Annotated in this window: 22 protein-coding genes and 2 rRNA genes; 11 read left to right on the forward strand and 13 right to left on the reverse strand. The window is 68.2% G+C overall.

The window, feature by feature from the left end:
- Positions 1-53: 53 nt before the first annotated feature.
- Genes OMP39_RS12820 through OMP39_RS12835 form a run of 4 tightly spaced genes read right to left on the reverse strand, consistent with a single transcriptional unit; the run spans position 54 to position 3,915 of the window.
- Entirely contained in the window at positions 54-1,109 is a 1,056-nt protein-coding gene (locus OMP39_RS12820; RefSeq protein WP_264894575.1) for a VWA domain-containing protein, read from the reverse strand.
- Between the two features lie 12 nt (positions 1,110-1,121).
- Positions 1,122-2,201 (reverse strand): DUF58 domain-containing protein, encoded by a 1,080-nt coding sequence (locus tag OMP39_RS12825; RefSeq protein ID WP_425340636.1) that lies wholly within the window; start codon positions 2,199-2,201, stop codon positions 1,122-1,124.
- Entirely contained in the window at positions 2,173-3,195 is a 1,023-nt protein-coding gene (locus OMP39_RS12830) for an AAA family ATPase (RefSeq protein WP_264892105.1), read from the reverse strand. Before OMP39_RS12830 ends, OMP39_RS12825 begins: the two co-directional genes overlap by 29 nt.
- Positions 3,196-3,216: 21 nt before the next feature.
- Positions 3,217-3,915: a S1C family serine protease gene (locus OMP39_RS12835; RefSeq protein ID WP_342454861.1), complete on the reverse strand. Its 699-nt coding sequence runs from the start codon at positions 3,913-3,915 to the stop codon at positions 3,217-3,219.
- Positions 3,916-4,545: 630 nt separating this feature from the next.
- On the opposite strand from OMP39_RS12835, the gene OMP39_RS12840 reads away from it, so the two are divergent.
- From OMP39_RS12840 to OMP39_RS12850, 3 genes are all read left to right on the forward strand, one after another.
- On the forward strand, positions 4,546-4,749 hold the full coding sequence (locus OMP39_RS12840) for a hypothetical protein (protein WP_264892108.1): 204 nt from the start codon (positions 4,546-4,548) through the stop codon (positions 4,747-4,749).
- Positions 4,746-5,123, forward strand: a complete 378-nt coding sequence (locus tag OMP39_RS12845; RefSeq protein WP_264892109.1) for a hypothetical protein — start codon at positions 4,746-4,748, stop codon at positions 5,121-5,123. The genes OMP39_RS12840 and OMP39_RS12845 overlap by 4 nt, the downstream gene beginning before the upstream one ends.
- Positions 5,124-5,242: 119 nt before the next feature.
- On the forward strand, positions 5,243-6,757 hold the full coding sequence (locus tag OMP39_RS12850; protein ID WP_264892110.1) for an AMP nucleosidase: 1,515 nt from the start codon (positions 5,243-5,245) through the stop codon (positions 6,755-6,757).
- Here the strand turns inward: OMP39_RS12850 and OMP39_RS12855 are convergent, their stop codons facing one another.
- Positions 6,758-7,750, reverse strand: coding sequence for a tripartite tricarboxylate transporter substrate binding protein (locus OMP39_RS12855; RefSeq protein WP_264892111.1), 993 nt, complete (start codon positions 7,748-7,750; stop codon positions 6,758-6,760).
- 187 nt (positions 7,751-7,937) lie between these two features.
- Here OMP39_RS12855 and OMP39_RS12860 point away from each other — a divergent pair, with 187 nt between their 5' ends.
- On the forward strand, positions 7,938-9,482 hold the full coding sequence (locus tag OMP39_RS12860; protein ID WP_264892112.1) for an acyl CoA:acetate/3-ketoacid CoA transferase: 1,545 nt from the start codon (positions 7,938-7,940) through the stop codon (positions 9,480-9,482).
- 132 nt (positions 9,483-9,614) lie between these two features.
- Positions 9,615-11,672, forward strand: a complete 2,058-nt coding sequence (fusA, locus tag OMP39_RS12865) for an elongation factor G (RefSeq protein WP_264892114.1) — start codon at positions 9,615-9,617, stop codon at positions 11,670-11,672.
- A gap of 30 nt (positions 11,673-11,702) precedes the next feature.
- Here the strand turns inward: fusA and OMP39_RS12870 are convergent, their stop codons facing one another.
- Both OMP39_RS12870 and OMP39_RS12875 read right to left on the reverse strand, forming a co-directional pair.
- On the reverse strand, positions 11,703-11,903 hold the full coding sequence (locus OMP39_RS12870) for a hypothetical protein (protein WP_264892116.1): 201 nt from the start codon (positions 11,901-11,903) through the stop codon (positions 11,703-11,705).
- 116 nt (positions 11,904-12,019) lie between these two features.
- Positions 12,020-12,613, reverse strand: a complete 594-nt coding sequence (locus tag OMP39_RS12875; protein WP_264892117.1) for a PEP-CTERM sorting domain-containing protein — start codon at positions 12,611-12,613, stop codon at positions 12,020-12,022.
- A gap of 190 nt (positions 12,614-12,803) precedes the next feature.
- On the opposite strand from OMP39_RS12875, the gene OMP39_RS12880 reads away from it, so the two are divergent.
- Together OMP39_RS12880 and OMP39_RS12885 are read left to right on the forward strand one after the other, a co-directional pair.
- Positions 12,804-13,631 carry an HDOD domain-containing protein gene (locus OMP39_RS12880; protein ID WP_264892119.1) on the forward strand — a complete coding sequence of 276 codons (828 nt, stop codon included), beginning with the start codon at positions 12,804-12,806 and terminating at the stop codon, positions 13,629-13,631.
- A gap of 59 nt (positions 13,632-13,690) precedes the next feature.
- On the forward strand, positions 13,691-14,350 hold the full coding sequence (locus OMP39_RS12885; RefSeq protein WP_264892120.1) for a methyltransferase domain-containing protein: 660 nt from the start codon (positions 13,691-13,693) through the stop codon (positions 14,348-14,350).
- Here OMP39_RS12885 and OMP39_RS12890 read toward each other — a convergent pair.
- Positions 14,322-14,804 carry an Lrp/AsnC family transcriptional regulator gene (locus OMP39_RS12890; RefSeq protein ID WP_264892122.1) on the reverse strand — a complete coding sequence of 161 codons (483 nt, stop codon included), beginning with the start codon at positions 14,802-14,804 and terminating at the stop codon, positions 14,322-14,324. The genes OMP39_RS12885 and OMP39_RS12890 overlap by 29 nt on opposite strands.
- 150 nt (positions 14,805-14,954) lie before the next feature.
- Between OMP39_RS12890 and hppD the strand changes: the two genes are divergently transcribed.
- Together hppD and phhA are read left to right on the forward strand one after the other, a co-directional pair.
- Entirely contained in the window at positions 14,955-16,064 is a 1,110-nt protein-coding gene (hppD, locus tag OMP39_RS12895) for a 4-hydroxyphenylpyruvate dioxygenase (protein WP_264892123.1), read from the forward strand.
- 17 nt (positions 16,065-16,081) lie between these two features.
- Positions 16,082-16,978, forward strand: a complete 897-nt coding sequence (gene phhA / locus OMP39_RS12900; RefSeq protein WP_264892125.1) for a phenylalanine 4-monooxygenase — start codon at positions 16,082-16,084, stop codon at positions 16,976-16,978.
- A gap of 36 nt (positions 16,979-17,014) precedes the next feature.
- Here the strand turns inward: phhA and OMP39_RS12905 are convergent, their stop codons facing one another.
- From OMP39_RS12905 to OMP39_RS12915, 3 genes are read right to left on the reverse strand one after another with little or no spacing between them, the layout of a single operon-like run.
- Positions 17,015-17,998: an esterase/lipase family protein gene (locus tag OMP39_RS12905; protein ID WP_264892126.1), complete on the reverse strand. Its 984-nt coding sequence runs from the start codon at positions 17,996-17,998 to the stop codon at positions 17,015-17,017.
- Positions 17,998-19,608, reverse strand: coding sequence for a GMC family oxidoreductase (locus OMP39_RS12910; RefSeq protein WP_264892127.1), 1,611 nt, complete (start codon positions 19,606-19,608; stop codon positions 17,998-18,000). Before OMP39_RS12910 ends, OMP39_RS12905 begins: the two co-directional genes overlap by 1 nt.
- 22 nt (positions 19,609-19,630) lie before the next feature.
- The gene (locus OMP39_RS12915) at positions 19,631-20,137 is read right to left on the reverse strand and encodes a hypothetical protein (RefSeq protein ID WP_264892128.1); all 507 of its coding nucleotides are present in this window, start codon (positions 20,135-20,137) and stop codon (positions 19,631-19,633) included.
- 244 nt (positions 20,138-20,381) lie between these two features.
- Between OMP39_RS12915 and OMP39_RS12920 the strand changes: the two genes are divergently transcribed.
- Together OMP39_RS12920 and OMP39_RS12925 are read left to right on the forward strand one after the other, a co-directional pair.
- Positions 20,382-22,097: a long-chain-fatty-acid--CoA ligase gene (locus OMP39_RS12920; RefSeq protein ID WP_264892130.1), complete on the forward strand. Its 1,716-nt coding sequence runs from the start codon at positions 20,382-20,384 to the stop codon at positions 22,095-22,097.
- Positions 22,098-22,211: 114 nt separating this feature from the next.
- Positions 22,212-23,150: an MBL fold metallo-hydrolase gene (locus OMP39_RS12925; protein ID WP_264892131.1), complete on the forward strand. Its 939-nt coding sequence runs from the start codon at positions 22,212-22,214 to the stop codon at positions 23,148-23,150.
- Between the two features lie 212 nt (positions 23,151-23,362).
- Here OMP39_RS12925 and rrf read toward each other — a convergent pair.
- Together rrf and OMP39_RS12935 are read right to left on the reverse strand one after the other, a co-directional pair.
- A 5S ribosomal RNA gene (gene rrf, locus OMP39_RS12930) occupies positions 23,363-23,475 on the reverse strand.
- Between the two features lie 211 nt (positions 23,476-23,686).
- Positions 23,687-26,561, reverse strand: a 23S ribosomal RNA gene (locus tag OMP39_RS12935).
- Between the last annotated feature and the right edge of the window lie 211 nt (positions 26,562-26,772).

Genomic DNA, 26,772 nt, shown 5'->3' on the forward strand with positions numbered 1-26,772 from the left:
GACGAAGGGCGGCGGCCGGTGGCAAGAGCGGAGGTGACGTCGCCGCGGCGCCGTCACACCACCCGGTGGAACCACAGCAGGGACAGGCCCGCCGCCACAAGCATCAGCACCGCGCCCAGCCCCGCGAAGATCGCACTCACCTCGGTTTCGCGCCGCTCGAGCGTGAGGCGGGACCCGAGCTCCTGGTAGACCTTCTTGAGTTCGCCCGCGGTGCCCGCGTAGTAGTACTCGCCGCCGGTGATCTTGGCAATGTTGCGCAGCGAGTCCTCGTCGAGCCTCACGCGCACCGACCACCCCTCGCCGACGAGGATCTCGCCCTTGTCGGTGCCCACGCCCACGGTGAAGACCCGCACGCCGCGGTCGGCGGCGAGCCGGGCCGCGGCCAGCGGATCGGGGCCGGTGGTCGTCTGTCCGTCCGTGAGCAGGATGATGGCCGCCGATTTGAACGAGCCGGGCTCGCTGGGCGGCGGCGGGGCGGGCTTGGCGTCCCGGGCCTCGCTGCCGAGCGGCATGCCCTGCCTCGAGTCGCGCAGGCCGGTCAGGGGGTCCACCGTGCGCATGTCGATGTCCAGGTCGGGGAAGATCGTCTGCAGCGAGATGAGGATGCCGCTGCCCACGGCCGTGCCGCGCTGGAAGGTGAAGCGGTCGATGGCGGCCAGCAGGTCGTCCTTGCTGAAGGTGGGCGGCTGCACCAGCGCGGCCGAGCCCGCGAACGACACGAGGCCGATGCGCGTGGAGGCCGGCTGCGCCTCGATGAACTCGCGCGCAGCCGCCTGCGCAGCGGCCATGCGGGTGGGCTCCACGTCGGTCGCGCGCATGCTGATCGACACGTCCATCGCCAGCACGACCATGCGCTGCTGAGAGGGCAGCACGAGACGCATCGACGGCCGGGCGGTGGCGATCAGCAGCAACGTGAGCGCGAGCAGCAGCAGGGCGGGCGGCACATGGCGGCGCCAGCCGGGGCCACGCCCCATCGCCTCGCGCACCAGCCCCAGGCCGGAATACCGCACCGCCTGCTTCTTGCGTCGGCCAAGCAGCCACAGGTACAGCATGAGGGCCACCGGCACCAGCACCAGGGTCAGCAGCATCTCCGGCCACATGAACGACACCATGACCGTCTCCTAAGCGCCCGACTGCGCACCCGGCCGCGCAGCGGCCCGAAGGCCGGGGCCCGCCCCGTCGGCGGCCGTCGGCGCAGAAGGCAGGCCACCCGTCGCCAGTCGCAGACGGGTGCGCCTCAGTTCCACGAAACGCCGCACCGCGTGCAGCATGTCCTCGTCGGTGGAGAGCTCGAGCGCATCCACCCCTGCATCCCCGAAGGCGATGCGCAACTGTTCCTCGCGCGCGGCCGCCGCCTCCTCGAAGCGGCGCCTGAAGCCGCGCCCGTGGGTGTCCACCAGCAACTGCTCGCCGGTCTCGGCATCCTGCATGACGAGCAGGCCGACGTCCGGCAGCTGGCGCTCCAGGGGGTCCACCAGACGGATCGCCAGCACGTCGTGCCGTTGCACGAGCCGCCCGAGCGCCGCCGTCCAGCCGGGCGGGCAGATGAAGTCCGAGACGACGAACACCATCGAGCGACGGCGGATCACCGCGTCGGCATGGCGCAGCAGCGCCCCGAGATCGGTGGGGCCCGCAGCGCCCCCCCGTGCCGATCGGCTCCGCTCGCCGCCGGATGCGCGGCTCGGTGCCACGAGGCGGTGCAGCAACTGCAGCAAAGGCCCCCGGCCGGCGCGGGCCGGGACGACCGCCTCCACGTCACGGTCGTAGAGGATCGCCCCCACCCGGTTGCCGTGGCTGCCGACGAGGCGACCGAAGACGGCCACCGCATCGACCAGCACGTCGCGCTTGGTGCGCCCGGCGGTCCCGAAGTCCACCGAAGGACTCACGTCGAGCAGGAACCACGCGCTCGCCTCACGGTCCTGGTGGAACTGCCGCACGTAGGGGCTGCTCATCCGTGCGGTCACGTTCCAGTCGATGTGCCGCACGTCGTCGTGGTACTGGTACTCCCGCAAGTCGGCGAGGTCCAGCCCGAGCCCCCGGAACAGCGTGCGGTAGTCGCCCTCGAGCCAGCCGTCGAGGCGCCGCAGCACCGTCCACTCGAGACCGCGCAGCACGCGCTCGGCGTCGCGGGTGCGAAGCACCGCGGCCGGAGTGGCCGGCGGCGGCGCAGCTTCAGGCGGAGGCGGTTTCCGTCGCCACATGGTTCTGCAGGGGCTTGGGCGGTGCCGGCAGCTTGTCGAGCACGCGTCGGATGATGTGATCGGCCGTGAGCGACTCGGCCAGCGCCTCGTACGACAACACCATGCGGTGCCGCAGCACGTCGGGCACGAGATCGACGATGTCCTCCGGCCACACGTAGGGCCGGCCACGCAACAGCGCCAGCGCCCTCGCCCCTTCGATCAGGCAGATGCTGGCACGCGGGCTGGCGCCGAAGGTCAGATGACCCGCGATGTTCTGCAAGCCATAGCGCTGGGGAAACCGGGTCGCGGCCACGAGCTTGACGGCGTACTGCATCAGCGAGGGATCGACGTAGACCTTGCGGCACTCGCGCTGCAGATCCAGCAGTTCTTCCATCGTGACTACGGGCCTCACGTCCACCGCGGCGCCGGTCACGCGTTGCACGATGACGAACTCCTCTTCCTCGCTCGGGTAGCCGACCAGCACCTTCATCATGAAGCGGTCCACCTGGGCCTCGGGCAAGGGGTAGGTGCCTTCGGTCTCGATCGGGTTCTGCGTGGCCATCACCAGGAAGGGTTGGGGCACCCGGTGCGTTTCGCCGGCGATGGTGACCTGCCGCTCCTGCATCACCTCCAGCAGCGCACTTTGCACCTTGGCCGGCGCACGGTTGATCTCGTCGGCGAGCAGCAGGTGCGCGAACACCGGGCCGAGCGAGGTGGCGAACTCGCCCGTCTTCTGGTTGTAGATGCGCGTGCCGACCAGGTCCGCCGGGACCAGGTCCGGCGTGAACTGGATGCGCTTGAAAGTGCCCTGCAGCGCTTGCGCGAGCGTCTTGACGGTGAGCGTCTTGGCCAGGCCCGGCACCCCCTCCACCAGCAGGTGCCCCTGAGCGAGCAAGGCCACCATCACCCGCTCGAGGAAGTGGTCCTGGCCGACGACGACCCGCTTGACCTCGTACAGCAGACGCTGCATGCGCTCGGCGACTTCGGCGGGTCGGGACAGTGCAGTGGGCTCCATCGAAGCTCCTTCGGTGAGACGTCAGTGGGGAGGCATCCCGGCCGCCGCGGCCGCGTTCTCGATCGGCACAGCAAAGCCGATGCCGACGAAGACCCGGTGCTCGGTGGGGTTGAGAATGGCCGTCACGATGCCGACCACCTCGCCGTCCATCGTCACGAGCGGGCCGCCCGAACTGCCCGGATTGGCCGCCGCGTCGAACTGGATGAGGTTGGTGAGCAGGCGCTCGCCCTCGGGGGAGCGGAATTCCCGGCGCAGGCCCGACACCACCCCGGCACTCGCCGAAGGCCCGATGCCGAAGGGAAAGCCGACCGCGACCACCTGGTCACCCACCGCGAGATCGGCGGTCGAGCGCAGCGTGGCGGGCTGAGCATCGTCGGGCAGGTTGCGGGCCTTGATCACGGCCAGATCGTGCTCGGGCTGCGTGCCCACCACATCGGCCACCGAGGTGTGCCCGTCCTCGAAGACCACCTCCAGCCTCGGCGCAGCGACGACCACGTGCAAGTTGGTCAGCACCAAGCCCTGGTCGGCCACCAGCACGCCCGTGCCCACGCCCAACTGCTTCTGCTCGCCCTTGGCGTCCGGCACCGACAGCCCGCGCACCCGCACGACTGAGCGGCGGATCTTCTCGTACGCCTGGGCGGCGGGCGAAGGCAGCACCTGAGTCGTGAGCGTGTGCAGGACGGCTTGGTCGATGTCCTTCTGGGTGAGGGGTCGCGGCATCGGCCGCCAGCCCTGCGCCGCGAACGCGAGCATCACCGTCAGCACGAGCGCGGCGAACGCCCAGCCCCACGGGCGCGGGGGCTGGCGGCGCGCGCCTGCGGGAACGGAGCTGCCCGGCGCGTCGTGCGAAGCGGGCCTCGCATCGGGCGCAGCGGAGGGGGGCGCGGGAGCCGCTGGCCCCGCGGGGGCCGCGCGCGCCGTCCCCGCCGCCGCCCTGGGTGGAGGGCGGGCACTGCTGCTGTAGAGCGCCCTCTTCGTCATCACCGCACTCCCGCGAAAGCACGAGCGGCCAGCGCGTGCTGGTCGCCGGGAGTCGTCGGCCTGGGCCGACCGGCTCTCGCCTCAACGCTAGCACGCCCGGCCACGCCGCGCAGCAACCAGCTGATAAAAAACCTCGGTGGCGACGGGGGCCGCGCGTGCCCTCTCGCAGCCCTCTCGCGGCCCTCTCGCAGCCCTCTCGCAGCCCTCTCGCAGCCCTCTCGCGGCCCTCCCGCGCACTCTGCGCGCCGCCCCGGCGTGTCGGAGGATTCCGACCCGCACAGGCTGCCGCCCCCGACAGCTGCGACTGTGTGCTCGGTCCAGCATTGGCTGCAAGCAGCTCGGCGGCTGCACCGCCAAGGAGACCCCGACATGGCCAACGACAAGACCGACTGGCTCACCGTCGCGCAGCGCTGGGTGGCACGCAGCCGTGCCGCCACCCCGCCCTCCCCCGCGAACGCCGCACCCACCGAGACCCCACCGCTCGGCTATGAGGCGGCCCATCCCCAGGTGCAACTCGCCCTGTGGGAAGAGGGCGTCGCGAGCGAGCGGCCCCAGCCAGGAGCGTGGCGATGAGGGGCCGCCTGTCGCGCGAACCCAGGCCCCGCCCTGCGCGCTGGCACGAGGCGGCGATCGCACGCGGCCTGCTGCCCCGCTGGAGCGAGCATCGCTGGGCCGCCGTGGCCGGGGCCGCCGCGCTGGTGACCTTCGCCGCTTATTGCCACGTCGTGCAAGGCGCGGTGGACCGCGCGGCTCGCCAGCAGCTCGCCAGCGAAGTGCGGGGGCAGCTGGCCGCGCGATGCGCAGCCCTGCCGGAGGCCGAGAGCCGCGGCCTGTGCCGCGAGCGCGCCGCAGCGGGGATCGTGCCGCCCGAGCCGCCGCAGCCGCCGGTGGCCCTGGCGCAGTCGCGCCCTGGCACGCCGCCCCCCAATCTGGCGACACTGCGCTGAGTCTTCGGGCCCGCCGCGGGCCGGCACGGGTGCGGGGAGGCCATCTCGCGCGGCAGGAGGCCCCGATGCGGACGCAGCTGTGCGGGGATGGCGGTCGCGCCGCCCGGTATAAACGCGGCATGTCACACCAAGCACTGCCCCTCGCCTCCTTCGAGCCGGCGCGCTATACGGACGCCGAGGCCGCCCTCCGACGCGTGATCGAGATCTACGAGCACTCGATAGCGAGCCTGCGTGACGCCCTGCGCCGCTTCGTCGCGGGCGAGTCGTTCGCCCAGCGCGTGCGGGCCTGCTACCCCTACGTGCGCGTGCGCACCGAGACAGTGGCGCGGGCCGATTCGCGCCTGGCGTACGGCTTCGTGGCCGGGCCCGGCACGTACGAGACCACGCTCACCCGCCCCGACCTCTTCCGCAACTACTACCTCGAGCAGTTCGCCCTGCTGATCAAGAACCACGGTGTGCCCATCGAGGTCGGCCTGAGCCAGCAGCCCATCCCGCTGCACTTCAGCCTCGCCGAGGACGACCACCTCGAGGGCTCCCTGCCCGCCGAGCGGCGCCTCCTGATCCGCGACCTCTTCGATCTGCCGGATCTGGCGACGATGGACGACGGCATCGCCAACGGCACCTACGAGCCGCTGGCCGGCGAGCCCTTCCCGCTGGCGCTCTTCACCGCGCCCCGGGTCGACTACTCGCTGCACCGCCTGCGCCACTACACGGGCACGGCGCCGGAGCACTTCCAGAACTTCGTGCTGTTCACGAACTACCAGTTCTACATCGACGAGTTCGTGAAGCTGGGCCGCGAACTGATGTCACGCGCGCCGAACCCCGCCGCGCCTGCCGACACCGACGACTACATCGCCTTCGTCGAGCCGGGCAACGTCGTCACCCGCCGGGCGCAGCCCTTGACGGCCGAGGAGGAACTCTCCGGCGTGCCGCCGGCCCGCATGCCGCAGATGCCGGCCTACCACCTGGTGCGCGCCGACCACACCGGCATCACGATGGTCAACATCGGTGTGGGCCCCAGCAACGCCAAGACGATCACCGACCACATCGCCGTGCTGCGCCCTCACGCCTGGATCATGCTTGGCCACTGCGCCGGCCTGCGCAACAGCCAGCAGTTGGGCGACTACGTGCTCGCTCACGGCTACGTGCGCGAGGACCACGTGCTGGACGAGGACCTGCCCCTGTGGGTACCCATTCCGCCGCTGGCCGAGGTGCAAGTGGCGCTCGAGCGCGCGGTGGCCGAGGTCACGCGGCTGGAGGGCTACGAGCTCAAGCGCATCATGCGCACGGGCACCGTGGCGAGCGTGGACAACCGCAACTGGGAGCTGCTGCCGCATCGCACGCCGGAACGACGCTTCAGCCAGAGCCGCGCGATCGCGCTCGACATGGAAAGCGCCACCATCGCGGCCAACGGCTTCCGCTTCCGCGTGCCCTACGGCACGCTCCTGTGCGTGTCCGACAAACCGCTGCACGGCGAGATCAAGCTGCCCGGCATGGCCAACCACTTCTACCGGGAGCGGGTGGACCAGCACCTGCGCATCGGCATCCGCGCCGTGGAGATCCTGCGCCAGCAGCGCATGGACCGGCTGCACAGCCGCAAGCTGCGCAGCTTCGCCGAAGTGGCGTTCCAGTAGTCAGTCGGGCGTGACCTTGGCGCGGCGGATCACCTCGCCCCACTTCCTCGTCTCGGCCGCGATGAACTCGTTGAAGGCCTGAGGCGATCCGCCCACCGGCACCGTGCCCATCGCTTCGAGCCGCTGGCGCACCTCGTCGCTGCGTACGATGCGGCCCACCTCGTCGGCCAGGCGCTGCACGATCTCGGCCGGCGTGCCGGCCGGCGCGATCATGCCGGCCCAGGTGCTGCCGGTGAAGCCGGCAATGCCCTGCTCGATGAAGGTAGGCACCTCCGGCAGCGCCGGCAGCCGCTTGTCGCTGGCGACGCCGATCAGGCGCACCTTGCCCTGCTTGCCGGGGCCGATCAGGCCCGAGGCCGCGTCGAAGAAGAGTTGGATCTGACCGCCGATGAGGTCCGTCAACGCCGCCGCGGCACCCCGGTAAGGGATGTGGACCATGTAGGTGCCGGTCACGGCCTTGAGCAGCTCGGTCGTCAGGTGCGCCGCCGAGCCGTTGCCCGACGAGCCGAAGCTGATCTTGCCGGGATGCGCCTTGGCATAGGCGATCAGCTCCTTCGCGGTCTTGAACGGCGCCTCGTTGTTCACGGCGGCCACCAGCGGCGACACGCCGATCAGCGATACGCCCGTCAGATCCTTCGCCGGATCGTAGGGCAGCTTGGGGTAGAGCGTCGTGTTGGCCGCATAGGCGGCGATCACCACCCCCAGCGTGTAGCCGTCTGCGGGCGCCTTGGCGACCGCGTCCACGCCGATGATGCTGTTGGCGCCCGCTTTGTTCTCCACGTGGACGGGCTGGCCGAGCCGCTGCTGCAGCCCCTGGGCGATGAGGCGGGCGGTGACGTCGGTGAACCCGCCGGGCGGGTACGGCACCACCACGCGAATGGGTTTGCCGGGCCAGCCGCCCTGGGCCTGCACCGGCAGCGCGAGCGCCGCGGCCCATCCGCCGGCGCATCGCAGGAAGGTCCGCCTCGCGGCGCGGCGTGCTTGTCGGTGCATTCGTGTCCTCCGCTTCGGTTCCGAACGCCTCAGTCTAGGAAGCGCCCCACGCGCTGCCCATGCGAGCAAGTCCCCATGCCGGGCGTTCCGCATCGCGGGCCGGCGGCATCCCCTCGCGCGCACAGGCGACACCCCGCCCGCCCATTGCGGCGCATACTGGGGGGTTTCCTGCGACGACCACGATCCGATGAAGCTCCTCTCCGCCGACGAAGCCGCACGATTGATCCAACCCGGATGGACCGTGGTCACCGCCGGGTTCGTCGGCGCGGGCCACGCCGAGGCGGTCACCGCGGCCCTGGAGCGGCGCTTCCTGGCCGAAGGCCAGCCGCGCGAGCTCACGCTCGTGTACGCCGCCGGCCAGGGCGACAAGGGCCAGCGCGGGGTGAACCATTTCGGGCACGAGGGGCTCGTGCGTCGCGTGATCGGCGGCCACTGGATCTCGGCCCCGCGCCTGGGCGAGCTGGTCGAGCGCAACGCGATCGAAGCCTACAACCTGCCACAGGGCGTCATCGCGCACCTGTTCCGCGCGATCGCGGGCGGCAAACCGGGCGTGGTCACCCGCATCGGCCTGCACACCTTCGTCGACCCGCGTCACGACGGCGCGCGGCTGACGGCCCGCAGCACTGCGTCGGTGGTCGAGTTGGTGCACCTGGGCGGCGAGGAGCTGCTCTTCTACCCCTCGTTCCCCGTGCACTGCGCGCTGATCCGCGCCACCACCGCCGACGAGCGCGGCAACCTCACGACCGAGCACGAGCCCTTCCACCAGGACCTGCTCGCCATCGCCCAGGCCGCGCGCAACAGCGGCGGGACCGTCATCGCGCAGGTCAAGCGGCTCACGCGCGCGGGCACGATGAACCCGAACCTCGTGCGCGTGCCGGGCATCCTCGTCGATCACGTGGTCGTCTGCGAGAACCCCGACGACCACTGGATGACCTTCGGCGAAGCCTACAACCCGGCGTACACCGGAGAAGTGCGCGAACCCGAGCACGCCTTCGTCGCGCCGCCGCTGGACGTGCGCAAGATCGTCCAGCGCCGCGCCTTCCTGGAGCTCGCCAAGCTGCGCGCGCCCGTCGTCAACCTCGGGGTGGGGATGCCGGCCGGCCTGGGGGTGATCGCGCGCGAAGAGCAGCACCGCGACTTCACGCTCACGGTGGAGGCCGGCCCCATCGGGGGCACGCCGGCCCAGTTGCTCAGTTTCGGCGCCAGTGCCAACCCCGAGGCCATCATCGACCACGCGGCCATGTTCGACTTCTACGACGGCGGCGGCATCGACATCGCCTTCCTGGGCATGGCCGAGCTCGACCCCGAGGGCAATGTGAACGTGAGCCGCTTCGGTCGGCGGGTGGCGGGCGTGGGCGGCTTCATCAACATCAGCCAGTCGGCCCAGCGCGTCGTGCTCATGGGCACCCTCACGGCCGAAGGGCTCGAGGTGCGCGCCGGCGACGGCGAACTGCGCATCGAGCGCGAAGGGCGTGTGCCCAAGCTCGTGCCCCGGGTCGGGCACCTCAGCTTCAACGGTCGCTACGTGCGCAGCCTGGGCCGCGACGTGCTCTACGTGACGGAGCGGGCGGTGTTCGAACTGCGCGACGAGGGCCTGACGCTGGTCGAGGTGGCGCCCGGGCTGGACGTGCGGCGCGAGGTGCTGGACCGCTGTGCCGCCCCGGTGGCCGTGGCGCCCGATCTCAAGCTGATGGACCCGCGCATCTTCCGGGACCGCCCCATGCGCGACTGAACCCGCCCGGTGGCCGGGGCCGCGCCGGGGCGTTGCAGTCGTTCACTTGTGCCGCTTGCGCGCATCGCGTAACCTAGCCCGGCCTGCTGCCCGCGCACACCGCGAGCCCACAGCGCAGGCAAGGAGCGCGCGATGGCGACCCTCACCTCCAACGGCTTCGAGCCTGCAACCCTGCGCACCCTGGCGCTGGTCGGGGCGGCGGGCGCGGGCAAGACCAGCCTCGCGGAAGCGCTCCTGCATCGCAGCGGCATGATCGGCGCGCCCGGCAGCCTGGAACGCGGCACCACGGTGGGCGACTTCGACCCGCTGGAGCGCCGCATGCTGCACTCGCTCGCCGCCTCGGTGATGCACCTCGACCACCAGGGCACCCGGGTGCACCTGATCGACACGCCGGGTTCGCCGGACTTCCTCGGCCATTCCCTGCCGGCGCTCGAGGCGGTGGAGACGGCCGCCATCGTCGTCAACGCCGCGACGGGCATCGAGCCGATGACGCGCCGCATGATGGAATGGGCCGCCGGCCGAGGTCTGGCCCGCATGATCGTCGTCAACCGCATCGACGCCGAGCGGGTCGATCTGCCCCGGCTGCTGGACGAGATCCGCGCCGCTTTCGGCACCGAGTGCCTGCCCCTCAACCTGCCGGCCGACGGCGGCACACGCGTGGTGGACTGCTTCTTCAACCCCTGCGGCGTCGCCGACTTCTCCTCGGTGGAAGCAGCCCACCGGGCCCTCGTCGAGCAGGTGGTCGAAGTCGACGCGGCCTTCGTCGAGCGCTACCTGAACGACGGCGACGTCGATACCCGCGAGCTGCACGCACCGTTGGAGCAGGCCTTGCGCGAAGGGCACCTGATCCCCGTGTGCTTCACCTCGGCGCGCCACGGCGCCGGCATCGCCGAGTTGCTGGACGTGCTGGTGCAGCTGATGCCCAACCCGACCGAAGGCAACCCGCCGCAGTTCCTGGAAGGCACCGGCCCGAATGCCCGCCCGGTGACGGCCCGCCCCGACCCCCAAGCCCATGTGCTGGCCCACGTGTTCAAGGTCGCGATCGACCCCTACGTGGGCAAGATGGGCGTCTTTCGCATCCACCAGGGCACGGTCACCCGGGACAGCCTCCTCTACGTGGGCGACGGGCGCAAGCCGTTCAAGGTGGGGCACCTCTTCCTGCTGCAGGGCAAGGAGCACGTCGAAATCCCGCGCGCCGGGCCTGGGGAGATCTGCGCCGTGGCCAAGGTCGACGAGATCCACTTCGACGCGGTGCTGCACGATGCGGCCGAGGATGCGCACATCCATCTCAAGCCGCTGGATTTCCCCGTGCCGGTCCACGGCATCGTCATCGAGCCCAAACGCCGCGGCGACGAACAACGCCTGTGGGACCTGCTGCAAAAGCTGGTGGAGGAAGACCCTTGCCTGCGACTCGAACAGGTGGCCGCCACGCGCGAGACCGTCGTGTACGGGCTCGGCGAGCTGCACCTGCGCGTGCTGCTGGAGCGCCTGACCGAAGTGCACCGCTGTGAGGTGCAAACCCGCCCGCCGCGCATCGCGTACCGCGAGACGCTCACCCGCCCCGCCGAAGGCCATCACCGCCACAAGAAGCAGACGGGCGGCGCCGGCCAGTTCGGCGAGGTGTTCCTGCGCGTCGAACCGCTGCCCCCGGGCAGCGGTTTTCAATTCGTGGACGAGGTCAAAGGCGGCGTGATCCCGGCGCAGTTCATGCCGGCGGTGGAGAAGGGCGTGCGCCAGGCGATGGAGACAGGCGTGGTGTCGGGCCACCCGGTGCAAGACGTGCGCGTCGTCGTCTACGACGGCAAGCACCACTCGGTGGACTCCAAAGAAGTCGCGTTCGTCACCGCCGCCCGCAAGGCCTTCGTCGACGCCGCCCTCAAGGCGGGGCCCCAAGTGCTCGAGCCCATCGTCGACCTGGAGATCACGGCGCCGGAGTCGTGCATCGGAGACATCACCGGCGATCTGCTCGCGCGGCGCGGCATCGTGACCGGGCAGCGGCTCGACGGCTCCGGTCAAGCCGTCGTGCTGGGGCAGGCGCCGCTGGCGGAGCTCAACGGCTACCAGACCCGGCTCAACTCCCTGACCGGCGGCCAAGGGCGGTACACCATCGCGTTCTCGCACCACGCGGCCGTGCCGCCGGCGGTGCAACAGCAACTCGCTGCCGCCTTCAAGATGCCGGAGCCCGAATGAGCGTGCCCGCGGCGTGGCGGGCACGCAGGGTCACAAGTCCAGGGCGGCGCGGCGCAGCGTGGCGGCGAGCTCGGGCCGGCTCGACCCGTAGCGCTCCGCCTGGAGCAGCAGTTCCCGGCGAGCGCGCTGCCGCCCGACGGCCTCGAGTGCGGTCCACAGCGTACGGGCGAAGCCCGGACGGGCGCCCTGGAAGGGCATGACGGCAGGACGGGGCAGGACGGAAGTGGTCATCGCAGTTTCCTTTCTGGGAGGCCGCTCGCCTCCACAGACGGGAATCTAGGGTAAACCCCAGTGCGCTTCCACTTTATATCCGTGATCTGCCCCATTCACGCAGAGAATAATCCGCGTCACTCGCTCAGTCGCTGCCGGCGACGCACCCACAGCCCGGTGCCCGCCAGGCCGGCGAGCAACAGCGCGTAGGTCGAAGGCTCGGGGATCATCGTCGTCACCTTGAGCGAGTCCTCCCCGTTGGGGCCCAAGCCCTGCAAGTGGACGAGCGCGGTCCCCGCGAAGGAACCGGCGTGGATGCCGTCACCCAGGATGGTCCAGCTCGCCGAATCACCGTTGAGGAAGCGGTCCGAGCCCGGCGCGTTGGAGACGGGGAAGCGCACCTCCCAGGTGAAGGTGTACGAAGCGTTGGTGTGGCTGCCGTAGGTCGGCTCCATCCGCATCGCGTTGCCGGACAGCCCTTCGACCGTCCCTTCGGGGCCGTTGAATTCCAGCCCGCCCAGGAAGGCGGAGCTGCCCCACTCGTCGAACTCGCCCACCAGCGTGAAGCGTGCGCCGCCGGCGACGTCTTCGATCGTCAGCGAGGCCACCGGCGCGATGGTGGTGCCGTCGAGGAGCTGCGTGAACGAGTAGGAATAGCTCGCGGCCGCCGCGGTCGATGCCGCCGTCGCCAGAACGGCTGCTGCGGCCGTAGCGAGAAGCGATCGTCGCATGAGGTCCTCCTGATGGTTGTCGTGGATCGGAATCCCCAGTATGGAAATTCGGCCCTTGCGCCGCCGTAACCTTGTGTGCCCACCCGCAACGCAGGGGGCGCCGGCTCCTCGGCACGGATGCTCCTTGACACGAGCGCCCTCAAGTCCTGCGCCGAGCAGCCGAAAACCCGAGGAGCGAAGGAGCCTGCGCATGCTCATCCACCCTCTGCCCGATCTGGCCGCCTGGACCGCGTACCTGCGCGAGCAGCCGATCCCGGTGCTGCCGCACACGGCGGCCGCCATCGAGGCCCTGCGCCCCTGCGAGGATGAGCTGGACGCGAGCACGCTGGCCGACCATCTCACGGGCGACCCGCTGATGACGCTGCAACTGCTCGCCTACGCCGCCCAAGTGCGGCCCGCGCACTACGCCGGCGCGGCAGAGACGGTGACGGCGGCGCTGGTCTTCATCGGCATCGCGCCCTTCTTTCGCGCGTTCGACCGGCTGCTGACGACCGAAGAGCTCCTGCACGGCCGCCCCGACGCGCTGGAGGGCCTGGAGCAGGTCATGCGTCGCGCCGCGAGGGCCGCCACCTTCTCGCTCGGCTTCGCCGTGCACCGCATGGACGCCGACGCCGCGATGCTCCACGAAGCCGCGCTGCTGCACGGCTTCTCGGAGATGCTGCTGTGGTGCCATGGGCCCGACCTCGCGCTCGAGATCCGCGAGCGGCAGCGCCGCGATCCCACGCTGCGCTCGGCGGCCGTGCAGCAGGCCGTCCTGAACGTGACCCTGCCGCAGCTCGAGCAGTCGCTGATGCGGGTGTGGAAGCTGCCCGAGACGCTGGTGCGCCTGACCGACGAACGGCAGACCGCGGACCCGGCCGTGCGCAACGTGCTGCTGGCGATCCGCGTGGCACGCCACACGCAGCACGGCTGGGACAACGCCGCCGTCCCCGACGACGTGCGCGACGTGGCCGAGCTCCTCAGCCTGTCGCCCGAGGCGGCCCGCCACAAGCTGATGGAGCTCGACGCGACCGACTGAGCACCGCCCACGGAGCCGCAGAGCGCCTGCCGGCACGCGCAGACGCTACCATGCGTCGCATGAACGGCCCGACGATCTCCTTCTGGCAGGCCCGCTTCGAGCAGGGCCAGACTCCCTGGGACCGCGGCGGCCCCAGCCCGCAACTGGAGGCCTGGGAGGCGCAGCACGCCCTGCCCGCGGCCGGGGCCCGCGTGGCGGTGCCGGGGTGCGGCAGCGGCTGGGACGTCGCCGCCTGGGCCGAGCGCGGCTACGACGTGGTCGGCATCGACTACGCCCCCGCGGCCGTCGCCCGCACCCGCGAGCTGCTCCTCGAACGGCGTCTGAGCGCCAGCGTGATCGAAGCCGATGTGCTGCGCTGGCAGCCTGCCGCTGCCTTGGACGCCGTGTACGAGCAGACCTGCCTGTGTGCGCTCCACCCCGACCACTGGGTGGCGTACGCCGAGGCGCTCCACCGCTGGCTGCGGCCCGGGGGCCGGCTCTACGCGCTGTTCATGCAGGCGAGGCGCGCGCAGGCCGACGAAGGGCGCATCGACGGCCCCCCGTATCACTGCGACATCACCGCGATGCGCGCCCTCTTCCCCGAGCCGCGGTGGGCGTGGCCCAAGCCCCCCTACGCGCGCGTGGCGCACCCGGCAGGCTGGTTCGAACTCGCCGTCGTGCTCGAGCGCCGCCAGTCGGCGTCGCGCGACGCTACACCGGGATCGCCGCCAGGTGCTTGACGCGGTCGAGCACGAAGCTCGTCTTGCAGTCCTCGACGCTGGGATGCTTGAGCAGCGTGTCCATGATGAAGCGCGAGTAGTGCGCCATGTCCTCGACCACCACCCGCAGCAGGTAGTCCATCTCGCCCGTCAGTGCCACGCACTCGACCACCTCGGGCCAGGTCTGCACCGCCGCCCGGAACAGGTCCATCGGATTGCGCTTGTGCGTCTCGGTGTGCTTTTCCAGCCGCACGTTGATGTAGGCCGTGAGCCCCAGCCCCACCCGCTCCGGCGGCACGATCGCCATGTAGCCGGCGATGGCCCCCAGTTCCTCCAGCCGCCGCACGCGGCGCAGCGTGGCCGAGGGCGAGAGGTTGACCTCGCCGGCGAGCTGGTCATAGGTCATCCGCCCGTCGGCTTGCAACGCGCGAAGAATGCGCCTATCGATTGCGTCAAGCTGGACTTCTGTTGACATTCTTTAATTTTCACAGGTTTCTTGCGTTGCGGCGCGCAGGCTTGTGCAATTTGCAGGAAAACTGCGCCCCGCCTTGCCTACAGTTTTGAGCTACCTCAATCAATCCCGCCGCGGGCACTGCGCCGCGGCCGATCAGGCAAGGAGACCGAGATGGAATTCACCCCCTGGGACAACCCGATGGGCACCGACGGCTTCGAGTTCATCGAGTACGCCGCCCCCGACCCCGTGGCCATGGGGCAGCTGTTCGAGCGCATGGGCTTCAAGGCGATCGCCAAGCACCGCCACAAGAACGTCACGCTGTACCGCCAGGGCGAGATCAACTTCATCATCAACGCCGAGCCCGACTCCTTCGCCCAGCGCTTCGCCCGCCTGCACGGCCCCAGCATCTGCGCGATCGCCTTCCGTGTGCAGGATGCCAAGGCCGCCTATGAGCGCGCCATCTCCCTCGGCGCCTGGGGATACGCCGGCCAAGCGGGCCCCGGCGAGCTGAACATCCCGGCGATCAAGGGCATCGGCGACTCGCTGATCTACCTGGTCGACAAGTGGCGCGGCAAGAACGGCGCCAAGGAAGGCGACATCGGCAACATCGGCTTCTACGACGTGGACTTCGAGCCGCTGCCCGGCGCCGAGCTCAATCCCGTCGGTCACGGCCTGACCTACATCGACCACCTCACCCACAACGTGCACCGCGGCCGCATGGCCGAGTGGGCCGAGTTCTACGAGCGCCTGTTCAACTTCCGCGAGATCCGCTACTTCGACATCGAAGGCCAAGTCACGGGCGTCAAGAGCAAGGCCATGACCAGCCCCTGCGGCAAGATCCGCATCCCGATCAACGAGGAAGGCAACGACAAGCCGGGCCAGATCCAGGAGTACCTGGACATGTACCGCGGCGAAGGCATCCAGCACGTGGCGCTGGGCTCGACCGATCTCTACCGCACGGTGGACAAGCTGCGCGAGAACGGCATCAAGCTGCTCGACACCATCGACACCTACTACGAGCTGGTCGACAAGCGCATCCCCGGCCACGGCGAACCGGTGGCCGAGCTGCACAAGCGCAAGATCCTCATCGACGGCAAGCCCGGCGCGCTGCTGCTGCAGATCTTCTCCGAGAACCAGCTCGGCCCGATCTTCTTCGAGTTCATCCAACGCAAGGGCGACCAGGGCTTCGGCGAAGGCAACTTCAAGGCGCTGTTCGAGTCCATCGAGCTCGACCAGATGCGCCGCGGCGTGCTGAAGGTCGACGACAAGCAGCCCGCCTGAGGGCGAAGGAGGCGGCCATGCAATCACAGACCGTCGATCACCACAGCGGCATCAACCTGGGCGTCGCGCCCGTGACCTACGGCCAGGGCGACCGGCCGCCCCGCGGCGACTACGCCCGGGCGCGGCCGGACTACACCTGCGACCAGGACTGGGAGGCCTACACCGCCGAGGAGCACGACCTGTACCGGCGGCTCTATGAGCGCCAGGCCGCGCAACTGCCCGGCCTGGCCTGCCGCGAGTTCATCGAGGCGGTGCAGCACCTCGGCCGCCCCGACCGCATCCCCCGGTTCGACGAGCTGAGCGAGCGGCTGTACCGCCTGACGCGCTGGCAGGTCGTCGCGGTGCCCGGACTCATCCCCGAGGAGGCTTTCTTCAAGCTGCTGTCCGAGCGGCGCTTCCCGGTCACGAACTGGATCCGCAAGCCCGAGGAGTTCGACTACGTCGTCGAGCCGGATGTGTTCCACGACCTGTTCGGCCACGTGCCGCTGCTGTTCAACCCGGTCTTCGCCGACTACATGCAGGCGTACGGGGCCGGCGGGCTCAAGGCGAGCCGGCTCGGGGCGTGCGAGATGCTGGCCCGGCTGTACTGGTACACGGTCGAGTTCGGCCTCATCCGCAGCGACGACGGCGTGCGCGCCTACGGCGCGGGCATCCTGTCGTCGGCCGGCGAGCTGCGCTACAGCGTGTGCTCGCCCGAGCCGCATCGGGTGCCCTTCGCTCTGGAGCGCATCATGCGCACGCGCTACAAGATCGACACCTACCAGGCGACGTACTTCGTCATCGACTCCTTCCAGCAGCTGTTCGACGCCACCGAGCCGGACTTCACGCCGATCTACGAGCGCGTGCGCGCGCAACCCGAGATCGCGGCCGGCACCGTGCTGCCCGGCGAGACGCTGCTCTCGCCCGCCCGCTGACCGCCCCGGGGCCCGGCTCGGGCCCCGGCGAGCCGCTCAAGAGAAGCGCGAACCGCCCCTGGGGTCTTCCGGCAAGCCGCCCGGCGCCGGCCGACGGCCCCCGGCCGGCTCGCCGCTGACCCAGGACGGCGCCGCACGCAGCGCGCGCTTCACCTCCTCCCACACGACGGGATGGAAGGCCATCGCCACGTGGGCCACGCCTTCCAGGTGCACCGTCCGGGCACCGGGCAGGACCGCCGTCGAGGCAGGGAACACGATGTTGTCGCAATGGCCGTAGAGGCAGGTGAAACGCCGGTAGCGCTGCGGCGGCTCGGCGGCCGCGAGCGCCTCGATCCAGCGGCTGCCCCAACGCATCTGCCTCGCGTTCGACGCCCGCGCGTGTCGAGCCAGGAAAGTCCCGCGGTGCGGTGAGCCGATCGTCACCACACGATGCACCCGTGCATCCGCCTGGCGGGCCTGCAACCAGGCCCGCACAGCCAGGCCTCCCATGCTGTGCGCCACGAGCACCGGCGCGAGGCCCGTGCCCGCCTCGATCCGACGCACCGCCGCCTCGACGATCTCCACATACTCGTCGATCCGGCCGAACACCGGCTCCAGGTTCACGGCGACGAAAGGAATGCCCTCGTCGCGGCACCGCTCGAGCCAAGGCGTCCAGAAGCCGCGGTTGCAGAGAAAGCCGTGCACGAAGACCACCCCGCGACGCCCCCGGCCCTGGGGCGCATCCGGCACGCGGTTCGAGAAGAACGGCTGTCGCCAGTTGAAAACCCGGGGCGCCGTGCACACTTCGCCCCACCACGCCCGCAGCCATTGCACGGCCGTTGCGGGCGGCGCCGGGTCGCGCCGGTTCGCCCAGGCCGCGAGCAGGCACTCCACTGCGAGCACCAGCGCATAGCCGAACAGGCACAGCGCCGCCCCCGCCACGGCCACGCCAGGGCGCCCGCGGGTGGCCCAGACCGCGGCCCAGCCTGCGGCGGTGAACACCAGCCACAAGGTGAACGCGCGTTGGAGACGGGCGAGCATCAGGCGAGTATCACCTCACGGCCGCTCAGCCGTTTGGCCAGGCCCGTCGAGAGCTTGGCCACCAGGCCGTAGATGGACAACTGCGGATTGGCACCGATGCTGGTCGGAAAGAGCGAACCGTCGTGGACGCTCAGGTTGTCGACCTGCCAGTGCCGCCCGTCGGGCCGCACGACGCCCAGCTTCTCGCTGCCGGCCATGGCGCAGCCGCCCATCACATGGGCGCTCACCACGCGCAGCAACAGAGGCTCCATCGGCAACTCGGCGATCCCCCGCCGCGCCTCGGCCCAGCTCGTCCACGGCTGGGCGCGCTCATGCACCGGCAGCACCTGCTGGGCGCCCGCGGCGAACTGGATTTCGGCCATGCTCAGGAGCGCTCGCCTCGCCCCCTCGAAGACGAAGTCGTTGAGCGGGTAGTCCAGCACGGGGCTGCCGTCGTCGCGCAAGGCCACCACGCCCCCGGGCGATTGCGGGTGGAAGCCGTCGCGCATCAGCGCGATCAGCACCTGGGCGTGCGGAAAGAGCTTCAGCATCTCCAGCTGCTCACGCCCGTAGCCCGACATCGTGGTCGCGAAGATCACCGGATGCAGCGGCGGCGCCTCGAGCTTGTAGCCGATCGGCCCGTCGATCGGTTGCGTGTGCAGGAAGTGGTCCGTATAGATCGACTGCGGCGCCCCTTGCCAGCCCTCGACCCGCTGCTCGAAGGTGGCCGCCGAGATCACCACCGGGTGCAAGAAGGTGCGCCGCCCCAGCCGCTCGTGCGGATCAGGCAGCTTCGAACGCATCAGCAGCGCCGGCGAATTGATCGCACCTCCCGCCACCACGTAGTGCGTCGCCACGACGCGGGTCTCCGGGCCGAGGGGCGATCCGTCCGGGCGCACCGCCCGGCAGATCAGCGCGGCCACGCGCCCCTGCGCCAGCTCCAGCCGCTCCGCCCGCGTCTCCACCAGCAACTGCGCCCCGGCGTCCAGCGCCGCCGGCAGCGTGGTCACCAGCATCGATTGCTTGGCATTCGTCGGGCAGCCCATGCCGCACGAGCCGAGGTTCCAGCAGCCGTTCACATTGCGAGGGATGACGCGCGCCTCCAACCCCAGCTGGGCGGCCCCGCGCCGCAGCACCTCGTTGTTCTCGTTGGGAGGCACCGCCCAGGGCGCCACATGCAGACGGCGCTCGGCCCGCTCGAACCAAGGCTGCATCGCCGCCGGGCTCATCTCGTCGAGCCCGAAGTGGCGTTGCCAGTACTCCAGGGTGGCCGGGGGCGTGCGGAACGAACTCGTCCAGTTCACCGTCGTCGAGCCCCCCACGCAGCGGCCTTGGAGGATGGTGATCCCCTTGTCGGCCGTCTTGCGGGCCGCCGATTCCTGGTACAGCGCCGGGTAGGCTTCTTCTTCGCGCTGGCGGAAATCGCTGCTGCTCTTGAGCGGCCCTTCCTCCACCAGCACCACGTGCAGTCCGGCGCGGCTCAGCACCTCCGCCGTGATGCCCGCGCCCGCCCCGCTGCCCACGATCGCGACGTCGCACGTCAGGCGGGCCGGCAGCGGTCCATGAGGCCCGCCCGCCACTTTCCATCCTCGGGCAAGGCCCTGCTTGATCGGGTCCGGCAATCGGCTCATCGTGAGGTATCGGTCAGGAGTGTCAGAGGTCGGTGGGGCCGGGATAACCCATCACGCCCCAGGCGATCGGCTGCGAGAAGTAGCTGCCAGCCGTCAGGTCCCGCAGCGCCTGGTAGGCCTGCCGGCGCAGCAGCAGCCGCGAGTGCCGCATCGATTCCAGCGACGCTTGTACCTGCTCGACGCTCGCCTCGCCCCACGGTGCGTCCAACCCGGCGAACGTGACCCGCCCTGCGGGCGACGCCAGGATCGCGAGCAACTGCGACAACTCGGCGCGCACCGCCGGCGGCAGGCCGCCGATGTACTGCTCCAATCGGTCGATTTGCGCCAGCAGCTCGGCATCGCGCCGGTCCGACGCGGGCGGCAGACTGCCGTCCAGCACCCCGAGCGAGACGGCGCGCAGCACCTCGCGGGCTCCGCGACTGAGGCGGCCGCCTTCCAGGCCCGGACGCACCGTGGCCACCATCCCTCCGGCCACCGCGAAGGCAATGGCAGAGCCCAGTCCCACCTTGAGCCAGGTTCGTCGTCGCATTCGGGCAGTGTGACGCGCCGACCCGCATCCCGCCAGGGGCAAAACCCCCAGGGGCAGCGGCGCGCGTCAATCCGGTCACTTCCGCCCGCCGGCTCGGTTCTCGGTCTCCTCCCGCTCTCCTCGACCCTGCCTCCTCCGCCCCCCGGCCCCACCCTCCTTGCCCGCCGTCGCGTCGCCTGGGTGACGGCCGCTCAGGGAAACTGCGGTAGGCGGGGGCGCGCACGGCCCTCAACAATCTGGCCCCATGAAGATCGCCGACGGAGTTCCCGCATCCGCCCTCAAGCCCTGGCTCAAGAGCTATCCGCCTCACGTGCCGGCCGAGGTCGACATCAACCAGTACCGCAGCCTGGTCGAGCTGCTCGAAGAGGCGTTCCGCAAGTACGCCGGCCGCACTGCGGCGGTGTGCATGGAGCGCCCGATCACCTTCCGCGAGATCGACGAGCAGTCGGCCGCGCTCGGTGCGTGGCTGCAACACAAGGGGCTGGCCCCCGGTGCACGCGTGGCCATCATGATGCCCAACGTGCTGCAGTACACCATCGCCATCCCGGCGGTCCTGCGCGCCGGCTACGCGGTCGTCAACGTCAACCCGCTCTATACCCCGCGCGAGCTCGAGCACCAGCTCAAGGACTCCGGCGCCGAGGCCATCATCATCCTCGAGAACTTCGCCAAGACCTTGCAGGAGGTGATCGACGACACCCCCGTCAAGCACGTGGTCCTGGCCTCGCTCGGTGACCTGCTCGGCCCGTTCAAGGGCCGCTTCATCAACTTCGCGGTGCGGCACCTGCGCAAGATGGTGCCCGAGTTCAAGCTGCCGCTCGACCACGGCCGTACCGTCACACGATTCAACGCCGCAGTGGCCGAAGGCTCGCGCCTCTCCCTGCGCCGCGTCGAATGCAAGGCCGACGACGTCGCATTCCTGCAGTACACCGGCGGCACCACGGGCGTCTCCAAAGGCGCCACGCTGCTGCACCGCAACGTCGTCGCCAACATCATCCAAGTCGAGGCCTGGTTCAAGCCGGTGCTGGACAAGCTGGGCGACAAGCAGCTCACCGTCGTGTGCGCGCTACCCCTCTACCACATCTTCGCGCTCACCGTGTGCTACATGATGGGCGCGCGCCTGGGGATGAAGAACCTGCTCATCCCCAACCCGCGCGACATTCCGGGCCTCATCAGGACGCTGCGCAACTACCGCGTCAACATGTTCCCGGCCGTCAACACGCTGTTCAACGCGCTCGCCAACGACCCCGAGTTCGCCAAACTCGACTTCTCCGAGCTCGTGGTCAGCAACGGCGGCGGCATGGCCGTGCAAGCTGCCACCGCCGAGAAGTGGCTGAAGATCACCGGCTGCCCGGTGGTCGAAGGGTACGGCCTGTCCGAAACCTCGCCTGTGGTCACCAGCAACCGGCTCGACCTCACGCAGTTCACGGGCACCATCGGCCTGCCGATTCCCTCCACCGAAGTGTCCATCCGCGACGACGAGGGCAACGAAGTGCCCTTCGGGCAGCCCGGCGAGATCTGCATCCGTGGGCCCCAGGTCATGGCGGGCTACTGGAACCGACCGGACGAAACCGCCAAGGTCATGACGGCCGACGGGTTCTTCAAGTCGGGGGACGTCGGCGTGATGGACGAGACCGGCTACGTCAAGATCGTCGACCGCAAGAAGGACATGATCCTCGTGTCGGGCTTCAACGTCTACCCGAACGAGATCGAGCAGGTGGTCAACATGCACCCCGGCGTGCTCGAGTGCGCCGCGGTCGGGGTCCCCGACGCCAAGTCCGGCGAGGCGGTCAAGCTCTTCGTCGTCAAGAAAGACCCGGCGCTTGCCGAAGAGGACCTCATGGAGTACTGTCGCGAGAACTTCACCGGCTACAAACGGCCCAAGTACATCGAGTTCCGCGATGAGTTGCCCAAGTCCAACGTCGGCAAGATCCTGCGCCGCGAACTGCGCGGCAGCCAGTGAGCGGCGCCGTGGCATGACGATGCTGCGCCCCTCGCCGGGCGGCGGCCGCCACACCGGCGGCAGTGTCTTGGGGGCTCACCGTCACAGGTGCCCCGATGCCCGGCCCCACGCGCGATGATTGCCCTCGGAAGCGGGTGGCCTGCCGGCATCGTCCTGCTGGAGCGAGGGTGGCTCTCGGCGAACAACATCGTGCTGCTACCGCCCGAGCCCGACGCCCCGGGAGTGGTGGTCGACACCGGCTACGTTACCCACGCGGCACAAACCTTGGCCTTGGTGCGCCACGCGCTGCAAGGCCGCCCGCTGGCGCGGATCGTCAACACCCACCTGCACTCGGACCATTGCGGAGGCAACGCCGCCCTGCAGAACGCCTTCGGCAGCCCCGTCGCCATCCCCCCCGGAGAAGCAGAGGCCGTACGCCACTGGGACCTGGATCGCCTCAGCTACCGGTTCACCGGTCAGCAATGCGCACCGTTCCGGTTCGATGAGCTCCTGCATCCCGGCAGTCGACACACCTGGGGGGGCCGCACCTGGGAGGTCCACGCCGCCCCCGGCCACGACCCTCACGCCGTCATGCTGTTTGAGCCCGACAGCGGCACACTGATCTCCGGCGACGCCCTGTGGGAGAACGGCTTTGGCGTCGTCTTTCCCGAGATCGAGGGCGAGCAGGCGCTCGACGAGGTGCACGCGAGCCTCGATCTGATCGCGGCACTCCGTCCCCGACGCGTGATCCCCGGCCACGGCAGCGCGTTCTCGCAGGTTGACGCCGCCCTCGAGAAAGCGCATCGGCGCTTGGCTCAGTTCCGCAGCGACCCCTTGAAGCACGGATGGTACGCCGCGAAAGTGCTCGTCAAGTTCCACCTGCTCGAAGTCCAGCGCGAGCCTTTGTCCTCCCTCCGGTCCTGGATGGAGCACACTCCCTACTTCGGCCTCATTCACAGCCGGTACTTCGGGTCGACCCCTTGGCCCCAATGGCAGGAGGCCCTGCTGTCTGCCCTGCTGGAAGGCGGCGCGGCCCGCCGGGAAGGAGACGACATCGCCGATGGCGATGCTTGACCGTCCCGCGGGTCTGGGCCACGCAGAGTCTCCGCGACGCCTCCTCGCCCCCGTTCGATAGGCCGCCCTGCCTGTCCCCCGCCTTCGGAGGCCCTCACCGCCCCGCCCGACCGGCGGGGGCGAGGTCGGTGCGCAGGCGTTTTGCTGGACCGAGCCCTAAAAAGAACAAACCCCCGCTGCATGAGGTGCGGCGGGGGTTTGAGGGGTTAATAGCCTGACGATGTCCTACTTTCACACGGGAACCCGCACTATCATCGGCGCTGAGGCGTTTCACTGTCCTGTTCGGGATGGGAAGGAGTGGGACCACCTCGCTATGGTCATCAGGCATAACTTGTCGCCGGCTCGAGCCTTGGGGGGCTGGGCCGACCAATTCGCAGAGTCGAGCAACGATCACGGACGATGTCGTGTCCGGGGATCGATCAGCAGAAGATGATTGCACCACCAGGCGAAGCACGGTGGGCTTCGCACGGCCAGAGCGTCGAACGCTCTTGGCGATACGGTCGGTTCTTGCGGTTCGCGCAGAACATCAAGGTTATAGGGTCAAGCCGCACGGGCAATTAGTACTGGTTAGCTTAACGCATTACTGCGCTTCCACACCCAGCCTATCAACGTCCTGGTCTCGAACGACCCTTCAGGGGGCTCAAGGCCCCGGCAAGACTCATCTTGGGACGAGTTTCCCGCTTAGATGCTTTCAGCGGTTATCTCTTCCGCACTTAGCTACCCGGCAATGCCACTGGCGTGACAACCGGTACACCAGAGGTGCGTCCACTCCGGTCCTCTCGTACTAGGAGCAGGCTCCCTCAATCTTGCAACGCCCACGGAAGATAGGGACCAAACTGTCTCACGACGTTTTAAACCCAGCTCACGTACCTCTTTAAATGGCGAACAGCCATACCCTTGGGACCGGCTACAGCCCCAGGATGAGATGAGCCGACATCGAGGTGCCAAACACCGCCGTCGATATGAACTCTTGGGCGGTATCAGCCTGTTATCCCCAGAGTACCTTTTATCCGTTGAGCGATGGCCCTTCCATACAGAACCACCGGATCACTTAGTCCTACTTTCGTACCTGCTCGACTTGTCAGTCTCGCAGTCAAGCACGCTTATGCCTATGCACTATCAGCACGATTTCCGACCGTGCCTAGCGTACCTTCGAACTCCTCCGTTACGCTTTGGGAGGAGACCGCCCCAGTCAAACTGCCTACCATACACTGTCCCCGACCCGGATCACGGGCCTAGGTTAGAACCTCAAACGCACCAGGGTGGTATTTCAACGTCGGCTCCATGCGAACTGGCGTCCGCACTTCAAAGCCTCCCACCTATCCTACACAGATCCGTTCAAAGTCCAATGTAAAGCTACAGTAAAGGTTCATGGGGTCTTTCCGTCTTTCCGCGGGGAGATTGCATCATCACAAACATTTCAACTTCGCTGAGTCTCTGGAGGAGACAGTGTGGCCATCGTTACGCCATTCGTGCAGGTCGGAACTTACCCGACAAGGAATTTCGCTACCTTAGGACCGTTATAGTTACGGCCGCCGTTTACCGGGGCTTCGATCAAGAGCTTGCACCCCATCACTTAACCTTCCGGCACCGGGCAGGCGTCACACCCTATACGTCGACTTTCGTCTTTGCAGAGTGCTGTGTTTTTATTAAACAGTCGCAGCCACCTATTCTCTGCGACCCCATTCAGCTCCCCCTGTACGGGTTCACTTACTCGGGGCACACCTTCTTCCGAAGTTACGGTGTCAATTTGCCGAGTTCCTTCTCCAGAGTTCTCTCAAGCGCCTGAGAATACTCATCTCGCGCACCAGTGTCGGTTTGCGGTACGGTCGTCTGTAGCTGAAGCTTAGTGGCTTTTCCTGGAAGCAGGGTATCACTCACTTCGGCGGCAAGCCGCCTCGTCATCACGCCTCATCTAAGACCCCCGGATTTGCCTAAGGGCCACGACTACACGCTTAAACCGGGACATCCAACACCCGGCTGAGCTAACCTTCTCCGTCCCCACATCGCACTACAGAGCGGTACAGGAATATTGACCTGTTTCCCATCAGCTACGCATCTCTGCCTCGCCTTAGGGGCCGACTCACCCTACGCCGATGAACGTTGCGTAGGAAACCTTGCGCTTACGGCGAGGGGGCTTTTCACCCCCTTTAACGCTACTCATGTCAGCATTCGCACTTCCGATACCTCCAGCATCCCTTACGAGACACCTTCACAGGCTTACGGAACGCTCTCCTACCATCGTGTTGCCACGATCCGCAGCTTCGGTGACTGGCTTAGCCCCGTTACATCTTCCGCGCAGGACGACTCGATCAGTGAGCTATTACGCTTTCTTTAAATGGTGGCTGCTTCTAAGCCAACATCCTGACTGTTTTAGCCTTCCCACTTCGTTTCCCACTTAGCCAATCTTTGGGACCTTAGCTGGCGGTCTGGGTTGTTTCCCTCTCGTGTCCGGACGTTAGCACCCGGTGCACTGTCTCCCAAGCTCGCACTCATCGGTATTCGGAGTTTGCCATGGTTTGGTAAGTCGCCATGACCCCCTAGCCATAACAGTGCTCTACCCCCGACGGTGATACTTGAGGCACTACCTAAATAGTTTTCGGAGAGAACCAGCTATTTCCAGGTTTGTTTAGCCTTTCACCCCTATCCACAGCTCATCCGCTACTTTTGCAACAGTAGTCGGTTCGGACCTCCAGCACCTGTTACGGTACCTTCATCCTGGCCATGGATAGATCACCTGGTTTCGGGTCTACACCCAGCGACTGAACGCCCTGTTCGGACTCGGTTTCCCTGCGCCTCCCCTATTCGGTTAAGCTCGCCACTGAATGTAAGTCGCTGACCCATTATACAAAAGGTACGCCGTCACCCCTTGCGAGGCTCCGACTTTTTGTATGCATGCGGTTTCAGGATCTATTTCACTCCCCTCCCGGGGTTCTTTTCGCCTTTCCCTCACGGTACTGGTTCACTATCGGTCGATTACGAGTATTTAGCCTTGGAGGATGGTCCCCCCATCTTCAGACAGGATTCCACGTGTCCCGCCCTACTTGTCGCACGCCTAGTTCCACCACCCACATTTCTCATACGGGGCTATCACCCGCTATGGCCGGACTTTCCAGACCGTTCTGATATGTCGATGGCTAAATCGTGCAGGCTCCTCCGATTTCGCTCGCCACTACTTTCGGAATCTCGGTTGATTTCTGTTCCTCGAGCTACTGAGATGTTTCAGTTCGCCCGGTTCGCCTCGCTGCCCTATGTATTCAGACAGCGATACCCTCGCGGGTGGGTTTCCCCATTCGGACATCTCCGGATCACAGCTTGTTTGCCAGCTCCCCGAAGCTTTTCGCAGGCTACCACGTCCTTCATCGCCTGTAATCGCCAAGGCATCCACCACATGCACTTAGTCACTTGACCCTATAACTTTGACGTCTTCCGACGCCCGGTCAAGAACCGTTCGATCGATGGCTCGATCGATTGAGTATCGCGTTGTGCCGCACTTCACTCTCACGCGTTGCTCGCGTTCGAATTGAAGTCTGGTGACGCAATCATCTTGTCGCCGACAGCTCCACGCACCTTCCGGTGCCGCCGCCGGCAACGCTGATTCGACTCTACGAATTGTTAAAGA

It is taken from the genome of Schlegelella aquatica (assembly GCF_026013905.1).
In the GTDB taxonomy this organism is placed as follows: domain Bacteria; phylum Pseudomonadota; class Gammaproteobacteria; order Burkholderiales; family Burkholderiaceae_C; genus Caldimonas; species Caldimonas aquatica.